Genomic DNA, 15812 nt, shown 5'->3' with positions numbered 1-15812 from the left:
GTACTTGTACAACGTGCTGTACAAAGATACCTGGGGTGATGATGTGCTCTGGATCTAGGCCACCTAGCTCAACCACCTCAGAAACCTGAACAATGGTGACATCCGCAGCCATGGCCATAATTGGGCCAAAGTTACGTGCAGATTTACGGTAAACGAGATTGCCCCAGCGGTCGCCTTTGTAAGCTTTAATCAAGGCAAAGTCAGCTTTAATCGGATATTCAAGTACGTAATCTTTACCATCGATCTGGCGGGTTTCTTTGCCTTCAGCTAAAAGTGTTCCAAAGCCTGTAGGGGTAAACACAGCACCAAGTCCCATACCCGCTGCCTGAATACGACAAGCCAGATTACCTTGCGGAACAACTTCAAGCTCTACCTTTCCAGCACGGTAAAGTTCATCAAAAACATAAGAGTCTGACTGACGTGGGAAAGAACAGATTACTTTTTTAACCGAACCGGCTTTAAGCAGTTTAGCCAGGCCATAATCGCCATTACCGGCGTTATTACTCACAATAGTCAGGTCTTTAATACCCAGTTCAATTAGTCCGTCAATGAGTTCAGCGGGTTGTCCTGCGGTACCAAAACCACCAATCAGAATGGTCGCGCCATCTTTAATCTGCGATAGTACCTCGCTAAGAGAGGACTTACTTTTGTCAATCATTAGACAACTCCATTGTGCTCATTCAGGAAGGAATAGATAAGAGATTTAGGCACACAGAGGCAGAATGAACAGATAGATATTTCACTCAATCCCGAGTGTTTCCCTTAGATTTCCTTTTAAACATTCTTGATAATTTTTGTAATTTGATCTAGTTATCAAATCATGGTTTTGTTCGGTATAAATATTTTTTGTTCGATGATCGAACATTATCTGGTATAGTTGTACGATCTTGATAAATCCTAAAACTTATCAATGTAAAAGAATATGAGTGATTATAAATAGATATGTAGAAAACTTACTTAGATGGGCAAATTATCCAAGCAAGTTAAAAATAATAGAATTAAGACTGAGATTGCAGAATCAAACGTGCAAGTTCTAAATCATCGGGATAGGTAATTTTTATATTATCCGAACGACCCATTACGACCTGTACAGTTTCACCCATATACTCGAGTGCACTTGCCTCATCGGTAATAGTGACATCATTTTCTAAAGCATGTTCAATTGCTTTTTTTAGTTTACCGATTTTAGTAATTTGAGGCGTTTGAGCTTGCCATAATAAATCTCGGCTGACTGTTTTATCAATTTGATTGCCTGACTTAACCTGCTTTAAAGTATCACGAACAGGAATTGCTAAAATAGCACTCTCATTTGATTCAATTGCATTTGCCACAAGTGCATTTAAACAACCAATGGTTACACAAGGGCGAGCCGCATCATGCACAAGGACCCAATCATTTTCATCAGCAAAATTTAAAAGATGATTTAAAGCATTTAAAACTGAATGAACTCGCTCAGCTCCACCTATGCAAAAATGCGCCTTATCTATATTTTGAAATGCCAGAGTCTGGGCAAAGGTATCTTGTGTACCAATTGCCAAAACATAACCATTTAATGGAAGTTGGCTTATACGGCCAATCGTATGTTCTAAAACAGTCCTATTCTGAATATATTGATACTGCTTCAATTCAGTTTTAGAAAAACGACTTCCTGATCCTGCAGCTGGAATCACTGCCCACAATTTAGTCTGGGATATCTGGGGATGCAGGTGTCTCATTCGTTTCCAAATCAACTTTAGCGTTCGGGTCAATATAAATAGGTTTGTAATGCGTACTGATCGTACTCATTTGAACAAATGTCTCGTGAGGTTTAACCAAACCAAGATCAAGGCGGGCATGTTCTTCTATTGCTTCTGTACCATTTTTCAGGTCAAAAACCTCTGCTGCCAAAATACGGTTTCTTTCTTTAAGCTCTTCATTTACCTCAGCTTGTTGCTGAATTTGTTGCATGAGAGCTTGATGAGGGATATAGCCACCCTCACCTAACCAAAATTGATATTGCAGGATAGCTACTAAAACAATAACAAGTAGCAATATCAGTTTGCTTGAAGTGGATCGAAATACTTCTAACATATCATTAAGATTTTTAATTAAAAACTTTCGTTAAGAGTTTGTATTATATAGTAATTAACAAGTAGCATGCGCAATTCCTGCAAAAATTTAAGCAAAATTATTAATGGGCATATTACTTTAATTGACCATTGTGACATGTTTCATTTTGTCAAAAATGAATAGAATTTGAAAGGGAAATAATATTTATAAGTACAACTGTTTATAAATCACTCTACCCACAAAAAAATCATTCTAAGTATGAGAAATTTATGCTGAGAAAAGTTTATGGTTAATTTTCATTATTTACCCGTGTAAATTGTTGCTCTAACATGGTGTTGCCCCATTGGTCTCCTTCCCATTCATTAGTGAGTTTAAAACCAAAAATTTCATAAAGTTTTCTTGCTGCACTAAGGCCACTAAATGTCCATAATTGAACAGCAGAGAATTGCTTTTCATCACAAAAGTTTATTGCTTCTTTTAATAGTTTTTTGCCGATTCCCTGTCCTCGACAATCGTCACTTAAAATAAACCACCGAAGATGAGCCTCGTTATTCCCCAAATCTTCGCCATCAATCGCAACAGACCCCACAATTTTATTATTTTTTATTGCCAACCAAATATTATTAGAGTCTTTATAAAGACGGTTAGAGAACTCAGCTAAATTGGTAGCCACTTTTCCTTCAAAAAAAGGTCCAAAATTATAATTTTCATAATAATAAGTACCATGCATTTCTGCGATTCTGCCAATCATACCTGCGCGGTAGCCACTCACAATTTGAATAGTATTGTTATCTATAAGATCTTTATTATCTCGACAATTTACTAAAGATTCAGCATAGGCTGTCAAACCTTGAGCAATAACAAGTTGTTCAGAAGATTTTAATTTTTCAATGGCTTGAATAACTCGCATTTCTCCATAATTATTAATTTTTCTTAAAGTATCCACTCCTTTCGGAGTGAGTTTAATCACTTTTAATCTAGCATCATTCTTATCTTGCTCCTCTTTAATCTCACCCGCCTTAATGAGTTTAAGCAACATTCTACTCACACTTGATTTCTCTAGACCTAAAAGCCGTCCTAATTGTACAGCGGTTAGAGAACCTCTATTTTCAAGCTCAAGTAAAGAATGAACAGCTGACGGAGAATAATCAGTAGCAGCAAGAGTTGAACTCATAAAACCTAATTCACGAACCATGATTCGAGATGAACTACGGATTTCATCAATAATTTTTTGGTCAATCATCACTACACACTCAACATATAGTTGTACAATACAACCATATTTGTAAAAAAGAAGTCAAGATTTTCTTCTCTTTTAAAACCAGCTTAAAAAGAATAAAAGCCCTCTTTCGAGGACTTTTATAAATCGTTTTCTTATGTGAGTTTAAATCAGAAATTATAACGAACACTCAGCGTTGCATTTCGTGGTGTGCCCCAATTCATTGAGTTAGCACCAATACCTTCATAATATTTTTCATCAAAAATATTATCGATATTCAATTGAAGCTTGATATTTTTATCCACTTGATAGCCAAGCATCGCACTTGCTAAAACATATGCATCTTGCTCAATACGAGAGCTTCCACTACCCGTATAGTATTTACTCTTATAATTTAAACCAAGCCCTGCACTCCATTGATCAAGTTTGTACTTAACAAATAGATTCGAGGTTGTTCGAGAGTTTGTCGTATTAACCTTTGTGCCCTGTGCATCTTTTGCTTCAAAATTAGCAATACCAAAGTTAATACCCCAATTGTCGTTAATCTCACCATCAGCTTCAAACTCAAAACCTTTACTTTTAACCCCATCTACAGCGCGATAGGCCTGCTCTGTAGTTTGTGTACCATTACGGACAATAAATACTCCCGGTATCGATTCAGCAAAATTAGATTGTTCTATTCGGAATACTGACAATGCTGTATTTAAACGCCCTCCAAACCATTCACTCTTTAAACCAGCCTCATAACTCTTACCAGTAATCGGATCTATATATTGATCATTTATATCTTTACGTTCTTGAGGTTTAAAAATTTCTGTATAACTCGTATACACAGAATGATCTTGGGCAAAATCATAAATAGCGCCAACATATGGTGCTAATTCATTGTTAAATTCACGGTTACCTTTATCATTTTCAGACTTATATTCCCAGTTAGATAAACGTGCACCAGCAATAATTTTCAAAGGATCCAAAATCTGAAATTTTCCAGCAATATAAGCGGCAGTTTGTGTGGTTTCATTTAGCGCATTTTTACCGTTTAAAACAACAGGCTGAAGCAACTCTTGAGCCATATCATTATAATTAAGTGGTCCACCTAAATATTTCTCAATGTCTTGGTTTGTGTTAGATCCACCAAAAATATCTTTTGTCTTTTCATTTTTATTCCACGATCCACCAATAATGATTTCTTGTGGACGATTAAAAATCGTAAATGGAGCATTGATAAAAACATCAATATTGTTTTCTTCATTTGCAGCTTTTGCGCCATATACTGAGACATTATCCTTACCCTCTTCATTTTTTAATGGACTGGTATTGGTTGCCTTGTCTACTTTTCCAGCTGTATATAGCAACATAGAAGCTGTATCTTCTTTACGGAAGGTATAAGCAATATTTAAATTAACGTCATTAAATAAATTCTGCTTTAAGTTCGCAAATACTGCCGTTGTATTTACATCCCAATAAGTCCAAGGTGCACTTACTGTTAAGCTTCTAGAAAAATTGGTACGAGTCCCATCATTATAAAAAGCAGGTGTACCGCCCCAACGAATACCATCACGATGTAACTCTTGATAAGTTGCACCAAGTGACATGCTTGTTTTATCACTCAAATCATAATCAACCGCACCATAAAATACATTGCGTTCTTTCTCATAGAAATCCATAAATGATTTTTCATCAGAATGTTTTACAAACATGCGACCACGCAATGATCCATCTGCATTAAGTGGCGTGGAAACATCTGCTGAGCTACTCCAAGAGTTCCATGAGCCTAAAGATGTGCTGACATTACCAGTGAGTTCTTTTGAGTTTGCATGTTTCCGAATCATATTCAGGGCCATTGCTGGATTACCCGCACCCGTGGTTAGGCCACTTGCACCCTTTACGACTTCGATACGATCATAAATATCTAGATCAAGATCGCCTATACTTAAGTTGGTTGTGCTAGGCATTCCATCTAATAAGTAATAATCCACCTCAAAACCACGTGCATAAACTTTTTGACGCTCATCGGTACGTGAGGTTGAAACACCCGTAATATTATTCATTAAATCTTGAAAGGAATCGATTTTTCGATCATCTAAATATTCACGGGTTAAAACTTTGACTGATTGAGGAGTTTCACGAAGAGATAAATTTAATTTTGTAGAAGTATTTGTGCTTTTTGCTGTATAGCTCTCTGAACCTTCAGTAACGGCCGGATTTTCTTGTTCTGCTTGTACTTTTATCGTTGCTAAAGTAGTTGTTTCGGTTTGTTCTGCATAAACAAATGAAGGTACCGTTAAAGCCATAGAAATTGCTAAAGGATGAACTCTAAATGCTTTTCTAAAGGGCGGATTGTACATAAGAAAATTCCATAATAACCAATGTGCTGAACCATGTTTTTAGCCTTCCACTACCTTGTTCCTTGTTACACAGTAGTAAAAGTTCGGCACAAAAATTAACATGAATGATAATTGTTATCAACTTTGAGTTAATAATTATTCTTATTTATTTAATTTAAATTACCAATCCATCATTGCATTAAAGAATTGCTATCCACACATCAAAATTTGAATTTCTAATAGATTGAATACTGATTTTGTTCAATCATGGTGCTGAAACCATGAGCTTTATATTATTGATCCAAAAAAATATAAACCAATTTTCAAATTCAAATTGACTGTGGAACTGCTCATGAACATGAGAAATAAAAAACTACACAGTATTTTCTTTTATATTTTATTATTCTTCATAAATCTCATGAAAGAGAATAAAGGTATAAACTGTAGTGCACAAAATTTTAGCGTTTTCTTTAGTAAGCTTAGGTTTAAGCGCTTGTGATCACCCTACTGATGATAGCCCTTCAAAAATAATTAATATGGAGAGCAATCATAAACAATATACACCTGCTAACCCTTATATATTTGAATATAATGATATTGTTTACAGTCTAAAAGCTGGACAGCCCCAAGATACTTCCCATATAAAATTTAAAAACTTATTAAAAAAAATTCCCTCTAATGATAATAATTTAGATATTTTAAAAACTAAACGCAAGGTGCTTATTCACTTAGGTTGCCTTAAAGAAGCGTATATAGTTACCGAAAAAATTTTAAATAAAACAGATAGTTCACAACTACAAGAGATGCAATGTATTTTCTTAAGAAAAATGAAAAAAGATGCTCATGAAATAAAAGAATGTTATGAAAAAACGGCTCATAGCTATTTAAACGAAATAAATTTAATTCCAAAGGCAGCCATACGATATCAATATGCACTGTGGGGCCATTATGCAGCGATGTTTCATGCGGGTCATATAGAATATAAAGATAAACTTCAAGAAATCGTTGATTATCATCACATTGAAGATCATAAACGAACATATCAACAAATGTATGAAAATATACTGAATCCAAGTGTTTTTCAAAAACGTTTAGACACTATTCCCTACAGTCCTGATTGCCACTAAGTCATATTCGCAATTATTGCTAATTAATCATCATAGTTCAGATCATCCTCATCAACATTGATATAATCTGGTTGAGGGTCTTTATCAAATTGTACAGCACGTATTTTAACCTCACTTAAAATTTTCGCCTTCCCTACCCTATGCATACCATCCATTATTCTCCCTTGTGAGCATATTATTATTGGATAAGACAAATCTGCTTCTTGAATTAATATCATATGATCAATGATATCTTGAGTAGTGGGATGAGAATCTGGATACCAGTATGGTTCATTTAATTCTTTTATTTCTGATAGCAAAATTTCTTTTACTTTAAAATTTCTAGTTAATGCTACTAAATTATCTACATCCCAAATATAAGTATCATTTTCAACTTTTCTAAAATGATATTGCTTTCTCATCATATAAAATTCGCTTAAAATACAATAATATTAAAATATATCATATACATATTAAGACCAAACATTTTAAAAATTGACAGACTAAATTTAATCCATACAGATCAAAATTTTTATCTTATTTGATAACTTTAAAATCATTTTTTCTTAGTGTTATTTCTACGATTGAAGCTTCAACTATATGTTTATTTTAATGAATATTTTTAATAGTAGAATTTATACAAAATCACATAAAGTTCGAATTTTTAACTAACAACTACTTAAAAAGTATATTTTTTCTATTTTTAATTTGCTAAGAATTTTATAAAGACTTCATATACCTATTAAAAAGGAGAAAAAATGGATTTTTTTAATATTTTCATAGGTGACACGACTTGGACCTTTATTTTAGAAATCTTGGTTCGATGCTTTATTATGTTTATCATTATTATTAGTTTTTTAAGACTATCAGGTAAACGTGGTGTTCGCCAACTCTCCCTTTTTGAACTCGCAATTATTTTATGTTTAGGCTCGGCTGCTGGTGATCCAATGTTTACCAAGGATTTACCTATTTCTCATGCTTTTGTCGTATTTATCGTTATTCTTTTTCTCTATCGTCTTGTAACTTGGGCGATGGTGAAACATAAGAAAATTGAAGACCTATTAGAAGGAAGAGCTCTCTGTGTAGTCAAAGATGGACTTTTAGTTTACAAAGATTTCCAGAAACAATCATATTCACATGATGAGTTTTTCTCAGAAATGCGCCAACAAAATGTTGAACATTTAGGCCAAGTAAGAACAGCTTTATTGGAGTCTGACGGTATCCTGAGTTTACTTTACTATGAAGATGAAGAGGTAAAATGGGGACTCCCCCTATTCCCAGATGCTTATTGCAAAGCTGACACACTTAAAATCAATACTTTTTATTCATGCATGAAATGTGGTGAAACTAAAATTCTAAATACACTCGATCAAGAATGTTCTCGTTGCAAACACCATAGTTGGGCTAAGTCGCTAAAGACCCGTCGTCTAGGATAATAAAAAAGGTGCTATTTCCCATTAAAAGAGAGAAATAGCACCTTAAAATGTTAAAAAACTAATTTTAACTTTTTATTTAAAGATTAGTTTAAACCTTTAAATTCAGCTTTACCGCGGTAAGCAGCTTTAGTCAATTCTTCAATACGAAGTAATTGGTTGTACTTAGAAACACGGTCAGAACGGCAAAGTGAACCAGTCTTAATTTGACCAGCCGCTGTACCTACTGCTAAATCAGCAATAGTTGAATCTTCAGTTTCACCAGAACGGTGAGAAATTACAGTTGTATAACCATTTTCTTTAGCAAGGTAAATTGCATCAAGAGTTTCAGTCAAAGTACCAATTTGGTTGTATTTGATTAAGATAGAGTTACCTACTTTCTCATTAATACCACGTTGTAAAATCTTAGGGTTTGTAACGAACAGATCATCACCAACCAATTGGATTTTGTCACCAAGGATAGATGTCAAGTAAGACCAACCTTCCCAATCTGACTCATCTAAACCATCTTCAATTGAGATAATTGGATATTGGTTTACAAGGCCTGCCAAATAGTCAGAGAACTGGTTGCTTGTGAATGCTTTATTGCCTTCACCCGCAAGAACATATTGACCATTTTTGTAGAATTCTGAAGATGCACAGTCAAGCGCCAACATAATATCAGAACCAGCTTTGTAACCAGTTTGACCGATAGCTTCAAGAATAACAGTGATTGCTTCTTCGTTTGAACGTAAGTTTGGTGCAAAACCACCTTCATCACCTACAGCAGTGTTTAAACCTTTTTTGTTTAAAACTGATTTTAGTGAGTGGAAAATTTCAGCACCAGCACGTAATGCTTCAGCAAATGAAGTGAAGCCTACTGGCTCAATCATAAACTCTTGAATATCAACGTTGTTGTCTGCATGCGAACCACCATTGATGATGTTCATCATTGGTACAGGCATAGTCAAAATCGTTTGACCACGTAAGTCAGCGATATATTGGAAAAGAGGAATTTTCTTTTCATCAGCAGCAGCGCGCGCAACAGCTAGTGACACAGCCAAAGTTGCATTTGCACCCAATTTTTCTTTGTTTTCAGTACCATCAAGTTCGATCATCGTATTATCGATGTCTTTTTGTTCAAATACTGATTTGCCCACTAAAGCGTCACGGATAATCGTGTTTACGTTGTTAACCGCAGTTTTAACACCTTTACCTAAGTAACGTGATTTATCACCGTCACGTAGTTCTAAAGCTTCACGAGAACCAGTTGAAGCACCAGATGGTGCACATGCACGACCAACAACCCCAGATTCTAAAATTACGTCTGCTTCGATGGTTGGGTTACCACGAGAGTCCAAAATTTCACGTGCACGGATGTCAACGATTTGGCTCATGAACAATTCCTCTGTTGAATGAATATGAGCTGCGATTAAAGCAGCGTAAATGAGTAAAAACTCAATGGGTGTCTAACTTTTTGAATCCTTTAACCAAAGTATCCAATTCTTTTATTTGTGCCAAGAATGGCTCAAGCTGTGACATGCGTAATGCACAAGGTCCATCGCATTTTGCATGTTCTGGGTCTGGATGACCTTCCAAGAACAATCCAGCCAAGCCTGTTGCCATTCCAGCGCGTGCTAAAGTTGTAATTTGAGCACGACGTCCACCTGCCGAGTCAGCACGACCACCAGGAGTTTGCAACGCATGTGTTACATCGAAGAAAACAGGAACATTCATTTCTTTCATGATGTCAAAACCAAGCATGTCTACAACAAGGTTGTTATAGCCAAATGCTGAACCGCGCTCACAAAGAATTAGTTTATCGTTTCCTGCTTCTAAACATTTATTCAGGATATGACGCATTTCATGAGGTGCTAAAAACTGAGCTTTCTTAATGTTAATAATAGCCTGTGTTTTTGCCATCGCTTCAACAAGATCAGTTTGACGACTTAAGAAAGCCGGTAACTGAATAATATCAGCTACTTCTGCAACTGCTTCAGCTTGGTGTGGCTCATGAACATCGGTAATGATAGGAACATTAAAATGTTTTTTAATATCGCCTAACCATTCAATACCTTTTTCAAGTCCAGGACCACGGAACGAATGCAGACTAGAACGATTTGCTTTATCGAAACTCGCTTTAAATACATAAGGAATATCTAAGCGTTTGCAGATATCAACATAAGTTTCTGCAATTTCGAAAGCTAAATCTTTTGATTCAAGTACGTTCATTCCGCCAAATAATACAAATGGCAAATGATTTGCCATTTGTATATCGCCTAAACGTACAACTTCTTGTGGTTTTAATTGTGACATTTAAACTTTCCCAGTTTATTTAAAATCGCATTATTTACTTTTTTGATGCTGTGTTTTCGCAGCGTCAATAAAACTAGCAAATAATGGATGTCCATCACGTGGTGAACTTGTAAATTCAGGGTGGAATTGTACAGCAATAAACCAAGGATGTTCAGGAATTTCTACAGTTTCAACCAAATGTTGAGCCGAAGAGTAACCAGAAATCTTCATACCAGCTTGTTCAATCGCCTCAATGAAACGGTTATTCATTTCATAACGGTGACGATGACGCTCAGTAATTTCTGCTTTACCATAGACTTCACGTGTTTTAGTGCCTTCAACCAATTCAGATTTTTGTGCACCCAAACGCATAGTTCCGCCTAAATCAGACTCAACACTACGTTGTTGTAACTCGCCACGCTCATCTAACCATTCAGTAATTAAACCAATCAATGGATACTTCGTAGAACGGTTAAACTCTGTAGAAGATGCTTCTGGCATTGCTGCAACATGACGTGCATATTCGATTACAGCCAATTGCATGCCTAAACAAATACCTAAGAATGGAACTTTGTTTTCACGTGCATATTGAATAGCTTTCATTTTGCCTTCAGTACCACGCTCACCAAAGCCACCTGGGACTAAGATTGCGTCAGCTGTTTGCAAAATAGAAACGTCTTGGCTTTCAAGCTCTTCAGCATTGACATAGTCAATCTGTACTTTCACACGGTTTTTGATGCCTGCATGCAATAATGCTTCATTAACAGATTTATAAGCATCTGGTAATTCAACATATTTACCAACCATAGCTACACGTAAAGTGTATTCAGGATTGAGTAATGCTTCGACTACATTGTCCCAATCTTCTAGGTTTGCTTCTGGAAGATCATTAAATCCAAAACGCTCACAGATCAAGTCATCAACGTTTTGTTCATAGAACGTACGTGGAATTTGATAAATCGTTTTCGCATCTTTACATACCACAACGGCACGCGCTTCCACGTTAGTGAACAATGCAATTTTGCGTTTAGTATCAACATCTACATCATATTCAGTACGGCAGATTAAGATATCTGGCTGAATACCAATTGAAAGTAATTCTTTTACAGAATGCTGAGTTGGTTTCGTCTTAAGCTCTGCTGCCGATTTAATATATGGCAACAAAGTTAAATGCATAAGCATGGTACGTTTATGACCAAGCTCAACCATTAACTGACGAACTGACTCCATAAATGGAAGTGATTCGATATCACCAACCGTACCACCAATCTCAACGATTGCAACGTCGTAACCTTCACCAGCGCGAAGTACGCGTTCTTTGATATTGTCAGTAATATGTGGAATAACTTGAACCGTACCGCCTAAGTAGTCACCACGACGTTCTTTATTTAAAACATCTTGATAAACACGGCCACTAGTAAAGTTATTCAGTTTGGTCATTTTCGCACGACGTAAGAAACGTTCGTAATAACCCAAGTCTAGATCAGTTTCGGCACCATCCTCTGTGACAAAAACTTCACCATGTTGGAAAGGACTCATTGTCCCCGGATCGACATTAATGTAAGGATCCATTTTAACCATTGTGACTTTTAAGCCACGGGCTTCCAAAAGTGCAGCAACTGAAGCAGCAGAAATACCTTTACCTAGCGATGAAACCACACCACCAGTAACAAAAATAAAATGGGTCATTAAGTTTCTCGTACAATCAAGCCGAAATCGGCCTACAATGTTGGGCAATTTTACTGTACTCTGCCCCTATAAAGCAAAGTCAAACCGCACCAATTCAAAGATCATTAAACAACTGGCTATTCTATCAGCATTTTTAATAAAAAATTAGGTCAATCTCACATGATTTTTTCATTCTCTTTTGCTGTTATAATGCAAGCTCCTCAATTAAATGTTGTTTAGGACAATGGCAAATAAAAAACTTTTAATCTGTGCTGCTATTGCGGCTGGACTATTGTTAACCGCATGCGTCAAAAAAGAAACACCAGAAGAAGAGCAAGAAAAGGTTGAAACTGCTGTTTCAGAACCTAAACCTGCTGAACCTGCAAAATTTGAATCTTTAGAAAGTGTTAAAACTGAAGAAGCTCAAACTCAGGAACCAACGCAAGTTGAAGTTCATCACGAAGAAACAGCGAATACTACAACTGAAATTCGCCGTGAAACTCGTCCTGCCCATTCTGAGCAAAATTCACAAACAACTGTTTCTGAACAACCTAAAGCAGAGCCGAAGCCTAAGCCAGAACCTAAACCTGAGCCAAAAGCAGAGCCAAAGCCTGAGAAAGCTCAGTCTAAACCTGCTAAGCCAGCAGAACCATCTCAAACTGAAGATGATGCTGTTGCCGCTGCAATTGCTGCTGCTACGCCAGCGCTTAAAAACTAAGTTATCGTATGAATATGCCCAAATTAAACACTTGATTTGGGCTTTTTAAATATTATTAAAATTATCAATTCACTCATTAGTTTCACTTTTTTATTCCAATTTGTCTTTAAGGTTTCCCTAGATATCAATTCAGGACAACCTACTTCTTTTACTTCAAAAAACATTGACGCTCCCTATTCCGAGATGTAATTTTTAATCAAGTTCCTTTTTGGAACTTTAATTAAAAGAAGATTGGAGCTTAAAATGAATACCGTATCAAATCGCTTGCCTGCCTCATTTCCAGTCCGTCGTATGGACTATAATTTTGAAAATGTACCTCGCTATTGGTGTAATAATGAACCCACTTTTACACATTATTTTACGGGTTTATCTACATTGTTCCCCGAGGGTGAATCATATTTTGTTCGTTCAGTTCGAGCATTACGCGCAAAAGCAAAGTCGAATGAACTTCTAGATCGTGAAATTAGTGCTTTTATTGGTCAAGAAGCAATGCATTCTAAAGAACATCATGCTTTTCATGTGAGTGCACAACAACATGGTTTAGATCCAGAATCTTTAGAAAAAGTAACGGGTATTGTTTTAAAGAGTATTGAAAAAGTTTTTAGTAAGAAATGGAACCTACTTGTAACGGTAGGCCTTGAACACTACACCGCTGTACTTGTAGTAAGCATGATGCAGTCTGTTAATGAACTGATGACAGACTCAACGATTCGTAACTTATGGTTATGGCATAGTATTGAAGAAACTGAGCATAAAGCTGTAGCCTTTGATCTTTATGAACACTTATATGGAAGTGGGCTAAGCGCATATCTCCCACGTATCACCGTCTTTACTTTAAGTTTATTTTTAATTACTGGCTTCTCAACAATCTATCAATTCGTTCTTATGAAACGGGATCGTCAACTTCTTAATTTTAAATCTTGGCGTAAGTTTCTTGGTTTTATGACAACACAATATAAAGTTCTAACTCCGAAATTTTTTGACTATTATCGCTTTGACTTTCATCCTAACCAAACTGACGAAAAAGATCTGGTTGCCAGTACTAAAATCAAAATTGGACTAAAAAATTCAAAATTACTTTTATCCTGATCCGATAAAACAATAAAGCCCATCTATTGAATGGGCTTTATTGAACCAATTACGGCAACATAATCACTGCTTATGATCAACCATAAAATAATTCGATATTAATTTGGCTGCCCATGAAGTACTTTTCCAACCTTCGTAAAAACCACAATGACTTCCCTTTTTAGTGGTTACCACTGCAATATTACTCATTTGCTGAATAGTTTCTTTATACGGCTCTAAATTTTTAATAGAACATACTGGATCATCTTCAGCATTAAGAATCATTAATGGAATTTTGACATTTTCAAATACATAAATTGGATTAATTGCCTGACAATAACTTTGATAGTCCTGAAAACCTGCCATTTCAAAGTATTCTTTTTCAAACTCTTCGAGACTCGTCGTTGCAAGAACTTTTTCTAAAGAAGCAACCTGATTCCAAGTACTTTGATAAGGATGAATAAAATATTTGAATAACTTTTTGGTCATCATTTTGCTATAAAACGGGTGAACATTTTTAAAACCAATCTCAGTGTTGTAGCCTGGGCACATTGCAAAAGCAGCTTTAAATGGTGTGTCAGTGCCTTGCTCACCCAAATAACGAACTAACAATCCTGTGCCAGCAGAAGAACCAACTGCATACAAATCCGATTCAGGAAACAAACTTTGAATATGCGTAAGCTGCTCTTTAAGATCACTTGTTGATCCGAAAAGAGAAATCTGTGGTACAGGCATAGGTAAACCCGCATGCCCACGGCGTAAGCATAGTGCTATTCTCCATCCCGTATATTGATGAATATCTCTCACCAATTCACGCATACTTTCAGGTGTTCCTGTAATGGTGTGCATGATAACCACCGTGGGAGTATCTTTCGGAAGATTATAGCCATACCATGCAATTGCAGTTACGCCACCATCTTTCATGCTGAGTTGCTCAATACGGTCATATTCAAGCTTGATGGTTTTTTTTCTAATAATATCGAAATATAAAAGATGGACATGATTGTTAGTTAACCATGGTGTAGGACGATATTTCTGCTTAAGTTGGGGCAACTTATCCAAAACATCTTTAATTTTCCCTTGTGGGTCATAATAGATTTTTGGCTGTTCAGCACCGAGTACTGAGTCAAACAATTCCGAACCGAAAGCTTTAATTTTATTTAAAGTAGATATGCCCATATCCAATCACGACCTCTGATTATGAGTTAAATGATTGCCGCACTAATGCTGCAACCTGCTGTCCCCAAATTGCATAAATTTCTTTGCTTGGATGAAAGCCATCACTTGCCATAGGCAGATTCAAAGCTTGAAAACTTTCAATATCATATTGAATGAATCTAAATTGGTTTTGTGCTTCTACCCAGTTATATAACACTTGATTCATTTGTTCCGCGTATTTTCCAAACAACCAAGCCAATGGATTGGGTAAAGCTGGAAAATGTTGCATGGGCGGAACGCCTGAAACAATAATGAGTTTAGGCTGAAAACGTGCTTGTATATATTCAAATAATTGCTTTTGTTGTTTTATCCATGAGTTCGCCGACGTCAATTTTGTCACATCATTAACGCCAATAGATGTAACAACAACATCATAATTTTGCGGCTCTAAATACTGTAAAGCTTGAAAAACCTGCTTAGTAGTATCACCTGTTTTTGCATGAAGTTTCCAATTTATCAAATATTGATCTTGTAACTCAGAAATAATTGCGCCAGATAAAGCATCTTGTTGTGTTTCAACGCCAACTCCCGCTGCGGCAGAGTCTCCTAAAATAAGCAGAGACAATGGTCTGCCCTTACCAACCATGCCTTCTCTTTCACCACTGGCTTCTAGCAAGCGTGGTGTATTCTTACGAACCTTTGTTCCCTGCACAAAAATTACAGGTAACAATGCTAAAGTTGAAAGTTTTAACCACATTCTATTAGTCTCTATCTTACTTAGGCTATTTACTA

At 36.1% G+C, this 15812-nt stretch carries 15 protein-coding genes; 4 read left to right on the top strand and 11 right to left on the bottom strand.

All coding sequences use genetic code 11. The annotated features are described in order from the left end of the window. From I7H67_RS18080 to I7H67_RS18060, 5 genes are all read right to left on the bottom strand, one after another. A partial coding sequence (locus tag I7H67_RS18080) for a 3-oxoacid CoA-transferase subunit A (protein WP_198308497.1) occupies nucleotides 1-658 on the bottom strand: 658 nt, incomplete at its 3' end. Nucleotides 659-998: 340 nt separating this feature from the next. Next, a complete protein-coding gene (gene ispD / locus I7H67_RS18075) occupies nucleotides 999-1715 on the bottom strand; it encodes a 2-C-methyl-D-erythritol 4-phosphate cytidylyltransferase (protein ID WP_198308496.1) in 717 nt (238 codons plus the stop codon). Continuing rightward, a complete protein-coding gene (ftsB, locus tag I7H67_RS18070; protein WP_004643028.1) occupies nucleotides 1681-2070 on the bottom strand; it encodes a cell division protein FtsB in 390 nt (129 codons plus the stop codon). The genes ispD and ftsB overlap by 35 nt, the downstream gene beginning before the upstream one ends. 268 nt (nucleotides 2071-2338) lie before the next feature. Then, nucleotides 2339-3292, bottom strand: a complete 954-nt coding sequence (locus I7H67_RS18065) for a bifunctional helix-turn-helix transcriptional regulator/GNAT family N-acetyltransferase (RefSeq protein ID WP_198308500.1) — start codon at nucleotides 3290-3292, stop codon at nucleotides 2339-2341. 146 nt (nucleotides 3293-3438) lie between these two features. Continuing rightward, complete coding sequence (locus tag I7H67_RS18060; RefSeq protein WP_413784435.1) at nucleotides 3439-5616, bottom strand: TonB-dependent siderophore receptor; 2178 nt, start codon at nucleotides 5614-5616, stop codon at nucleotides 3439-3441. 425 nt (nucleotides 5617-6041) lie between these two features. Here I7H67_RS18060 and I7H67_RS18055 point away from each other — a divergent pair, with 425 nt between their 5' ends. Continuing rightward, entirely contained in the window at nucleotides 6042-6722 is a 681-nt protein-coding gene (locus I7H67_RS18055; protein ID WP_198308495.1) for a hypothetical protein, read from the top strand. A gap of 23 nt (nucleotides 6723-6745) precedes the next feature. Here I7H67_RS18055 and I7H67_RS18050 read toward each other — a convergent pair whose 3' ends face one another. Beyond that, on the bottom strand, nucleotides 6746-7123 hold the full coding sequence (locus tag I7H67_RS18050) for a hypothetical protein (protein WP_198308498.1): 378 nt from the start codon (nucleotides 7121-7123) through the stop codon (nucleotides 6746-6748). Between the two features lie 336 nt (nucleotides 7124-7459). Here I7H67_RS18050 and I7H67_RS18045 point away from each other — a divergent pair, with 336 nt between their 5' ends. Beyond that, nucleotides 7460-8137: a DUF421 domain-containing protein gene (locus I7H67_RS18045; protein WP_198308494.1), complete on the top strand. Its 678-nt coding sequence runs from the start codon at nucleotides 7460-7462 to the stop codon at nucleotides 8135-8137. Between the two features lie 83 nt (nucleotides 8138-8220). Here I7H67_RS18045 and eno read toward each other — a convergent pair whose 3' ends face one another. The 3 genes from eno to I7H67_RS18030 form a co-directional block, all read right to left on the bottom strand. Beyond that, nucleotides 8221-9510 carry a phosphopyruvate hydratase gene (gene eno / locus I7H67_RS18040; RefSeq protein ID WP_004792004.1) on the bottom strand — a complete coding sequence of 430 codons (1290 nt, stop codon included), beginning with the start codon at nucleotides 9508-9510 and terminating at the stop codon, nucleotides 8221-8223. A gap of 61 nt (nucleotides 9511-9571) precedes the next feature. Further along, on the bottom strand, nucleotides 9572-10429 hold the full coding sequence (gene kdsA / locus I7H67_RS18035; RefSeq protein ID WP_003652054.1) for a 3-deoxy-8-phosphooctulonate synthase: 858 nt from the start codon (nucleotides 10427-10429) through the stop codon (nucleotides 9572-9574). Between the two features lie 30 nt (nucleotides 10430-10459). Continuing rightward, a complete protein-coding gene (locus I7H67_RS18030; protein ID WP_004792002.1) occupies nucleotides 10460-12097 on the bottom strand; it encodes a CTP synthase in 1638 nt (545 codons plus the stop codon). 223 nt (nucleotides 12098-12320) lie between these two features. Between I7H67_RS18030 and I7H67_RS18025 the strand changes: the two genes are divergently transcribed. Both I7H67_RS18025 and I7H67_RS18020 read left to right on the top strand, forming a co-directional pair. Next, nucleotides 12321-12794, top strand: coding sequence for a hypothetical protein (locus I7H67_RS18025; RefSeq protein WP_013197658.1), 474 nt, complete (start codon nucleotides 12321-12323; stop codon nucleotides 12792-12794). Nucleotides 12795-13037: 243 nt separating this feature from the next. Further along, entirely contained in the window at nucleotides 13038-13883 is an 846-nt protein-coding gene (locus I7H67_RS18020; RefSeq protein WP_198308493.1) for a metal-dependent hydrolase, read from the top strand. 63 nt (nucleotides 13884-13946) lie between these two features. Here the strand turns inward: I7H67_RS18020 and I7H67_RS18015 are convergent, their stop codons facing one another. Together I7H67_RS18015 and I7H67_RS18010 are read right to left on the bottom strand one after the other, a co-directional pair. Beyond that, the gene (locus I7H67_RS18015; RefSeq protein ID WP_198308492.1) at nucleotides 13947-15041 is read right to left on the bottom strand and encodes a YheT family hydrolase; all 1095 of its coding nucleotides are present in this window, start codon (nucleotides 15039-15041) and stop codon (nucleotides 13947-13949) included. Nucleotides 15042-15060: 19 nt separating this feature from the next. Next, nucleotides 15061-15777 (bottom strand): SGNH/GDSL hydrolase family protein, encoded by a 717-nt coding sequence (locus tag I7H67_RS18010; RefSeq protein WP_151821924.1) that lies wholly within the window; start codon nucleotides 15775-15777, stop codon nucleotides 15061-15063. Nucleotides 15778-15812 lie beyond the last annotated feature (35 nt).

It is taken from the genome of Acinetobacter sp. ACIN00229 (genome assembly GCF_016106645.1).
Taxonomy (GTDB): Bacteria; Pseudomonadota; Gammaproteobacteria; order Pseudomonadales; family Moraxellaceae; genus Acinetobacter; species Acinetobacter oleivorans.
This window is presented reverse-complemented; position numbering and strand designations above follow the sequence as displayed.

What these genes read in the sequence shown, in the direction of transcription:
- ispD (WP_198308496.1), bottom strand. Translation starts at nt 1,715, where the DNA reads ATGAGACACCTGCATCCCCAGATATCCCAGACTAAATTGTGGGCAGTG.
- ftsB (WP_004643028.1), bottom strand. Translation starts at nt 2,070, where the DNA reads ATGTTAGAAGTATTTCGATCCACTTCAAGCAAACTGATATTGCTACTT.
- I7H67_RS18065 (WP_198308500.1), bottom strand. Translation starts at nt 3,292, where the DNA reads ATGATTGACCAAAAAATTATTGATGAAATCCGTAGTTCATCTCGAATC.
- I7H67_RS18060 (WP_413784435.1), bottom strand. Translation starts at nt 5,616, where the DNA reads ATGTACAATCCGCCCTTTAGAAAAGCATTTAGAGTTCATCCTTTAGCA.
- I7H67_RS18050 (WP_198308498.1), bottom strand. Translation starts at nt 7,123, where the DNA reads ATGAGAAAGCAATATCATTTTAGAAAAGTTGAAAATGATACTTATATT.
- I7H67_RS18045 (WP_198308494.1), top strand. Translation starts at nt 7,460, where the DNA reads ATGGATTTTTTTAATATTTTCATAGGTGACACGACTTGGACCTTTATT.
- eno (WP_004792004.1), bottom strand. Translation starts at nt 9,510, where the DNA reads ATGAGCCAAATCGTTGACATCCGTGCACGTGAAATTTTGGACTCTCGT.
- kdsA (WP_003652054.1), bottom strand. Translation starts at nt 10,429, where the DNA reads ATGTCACAATTAAAACCACAAGAAGTTGTACGTTTAGGCGATATACAA.
- I7H67_RS18030 (WP_004792002.1), bottom strand. Translation starts at nt 12,097, where the DNA reads ATGACCCATTTTATTTTTGTTACTGGTGGTGTGGTTTCATCGCTAGGT.
- I7H67_RS18025 (WP_013197658.1), top strand. Translation starts at nt 12,321, where the DNA reads ATGGCAAATAAAAAACTTTTAATCTGTGCTGCTATTGCGGCTGGACTA.
- I7H67_RS18020 (WP_198308493.1), top strand. Translation starts at nt 13,038, where the DNA reads ATGAATACCGTATCAAATCGCTTGCCTGCCTCATTTCCAGTCCGTCGT.
- I7H67_RS18015 (WP_198308492.1), bottom strand. Translation starts at nt 15,041, where the DNA reads ATGGGCATATCTACTTTAAATAAAATTAAAGCTTTCGGTTCGGAATTG.
- I7H67_RS18010 (WP_151821924.1), bottom strand. Translation starts at nt 15,777, where the DNA reads ATGTGGTTAAAACTTTCAACTTTAGCATTGTTACCTGTAATTTTTGTG.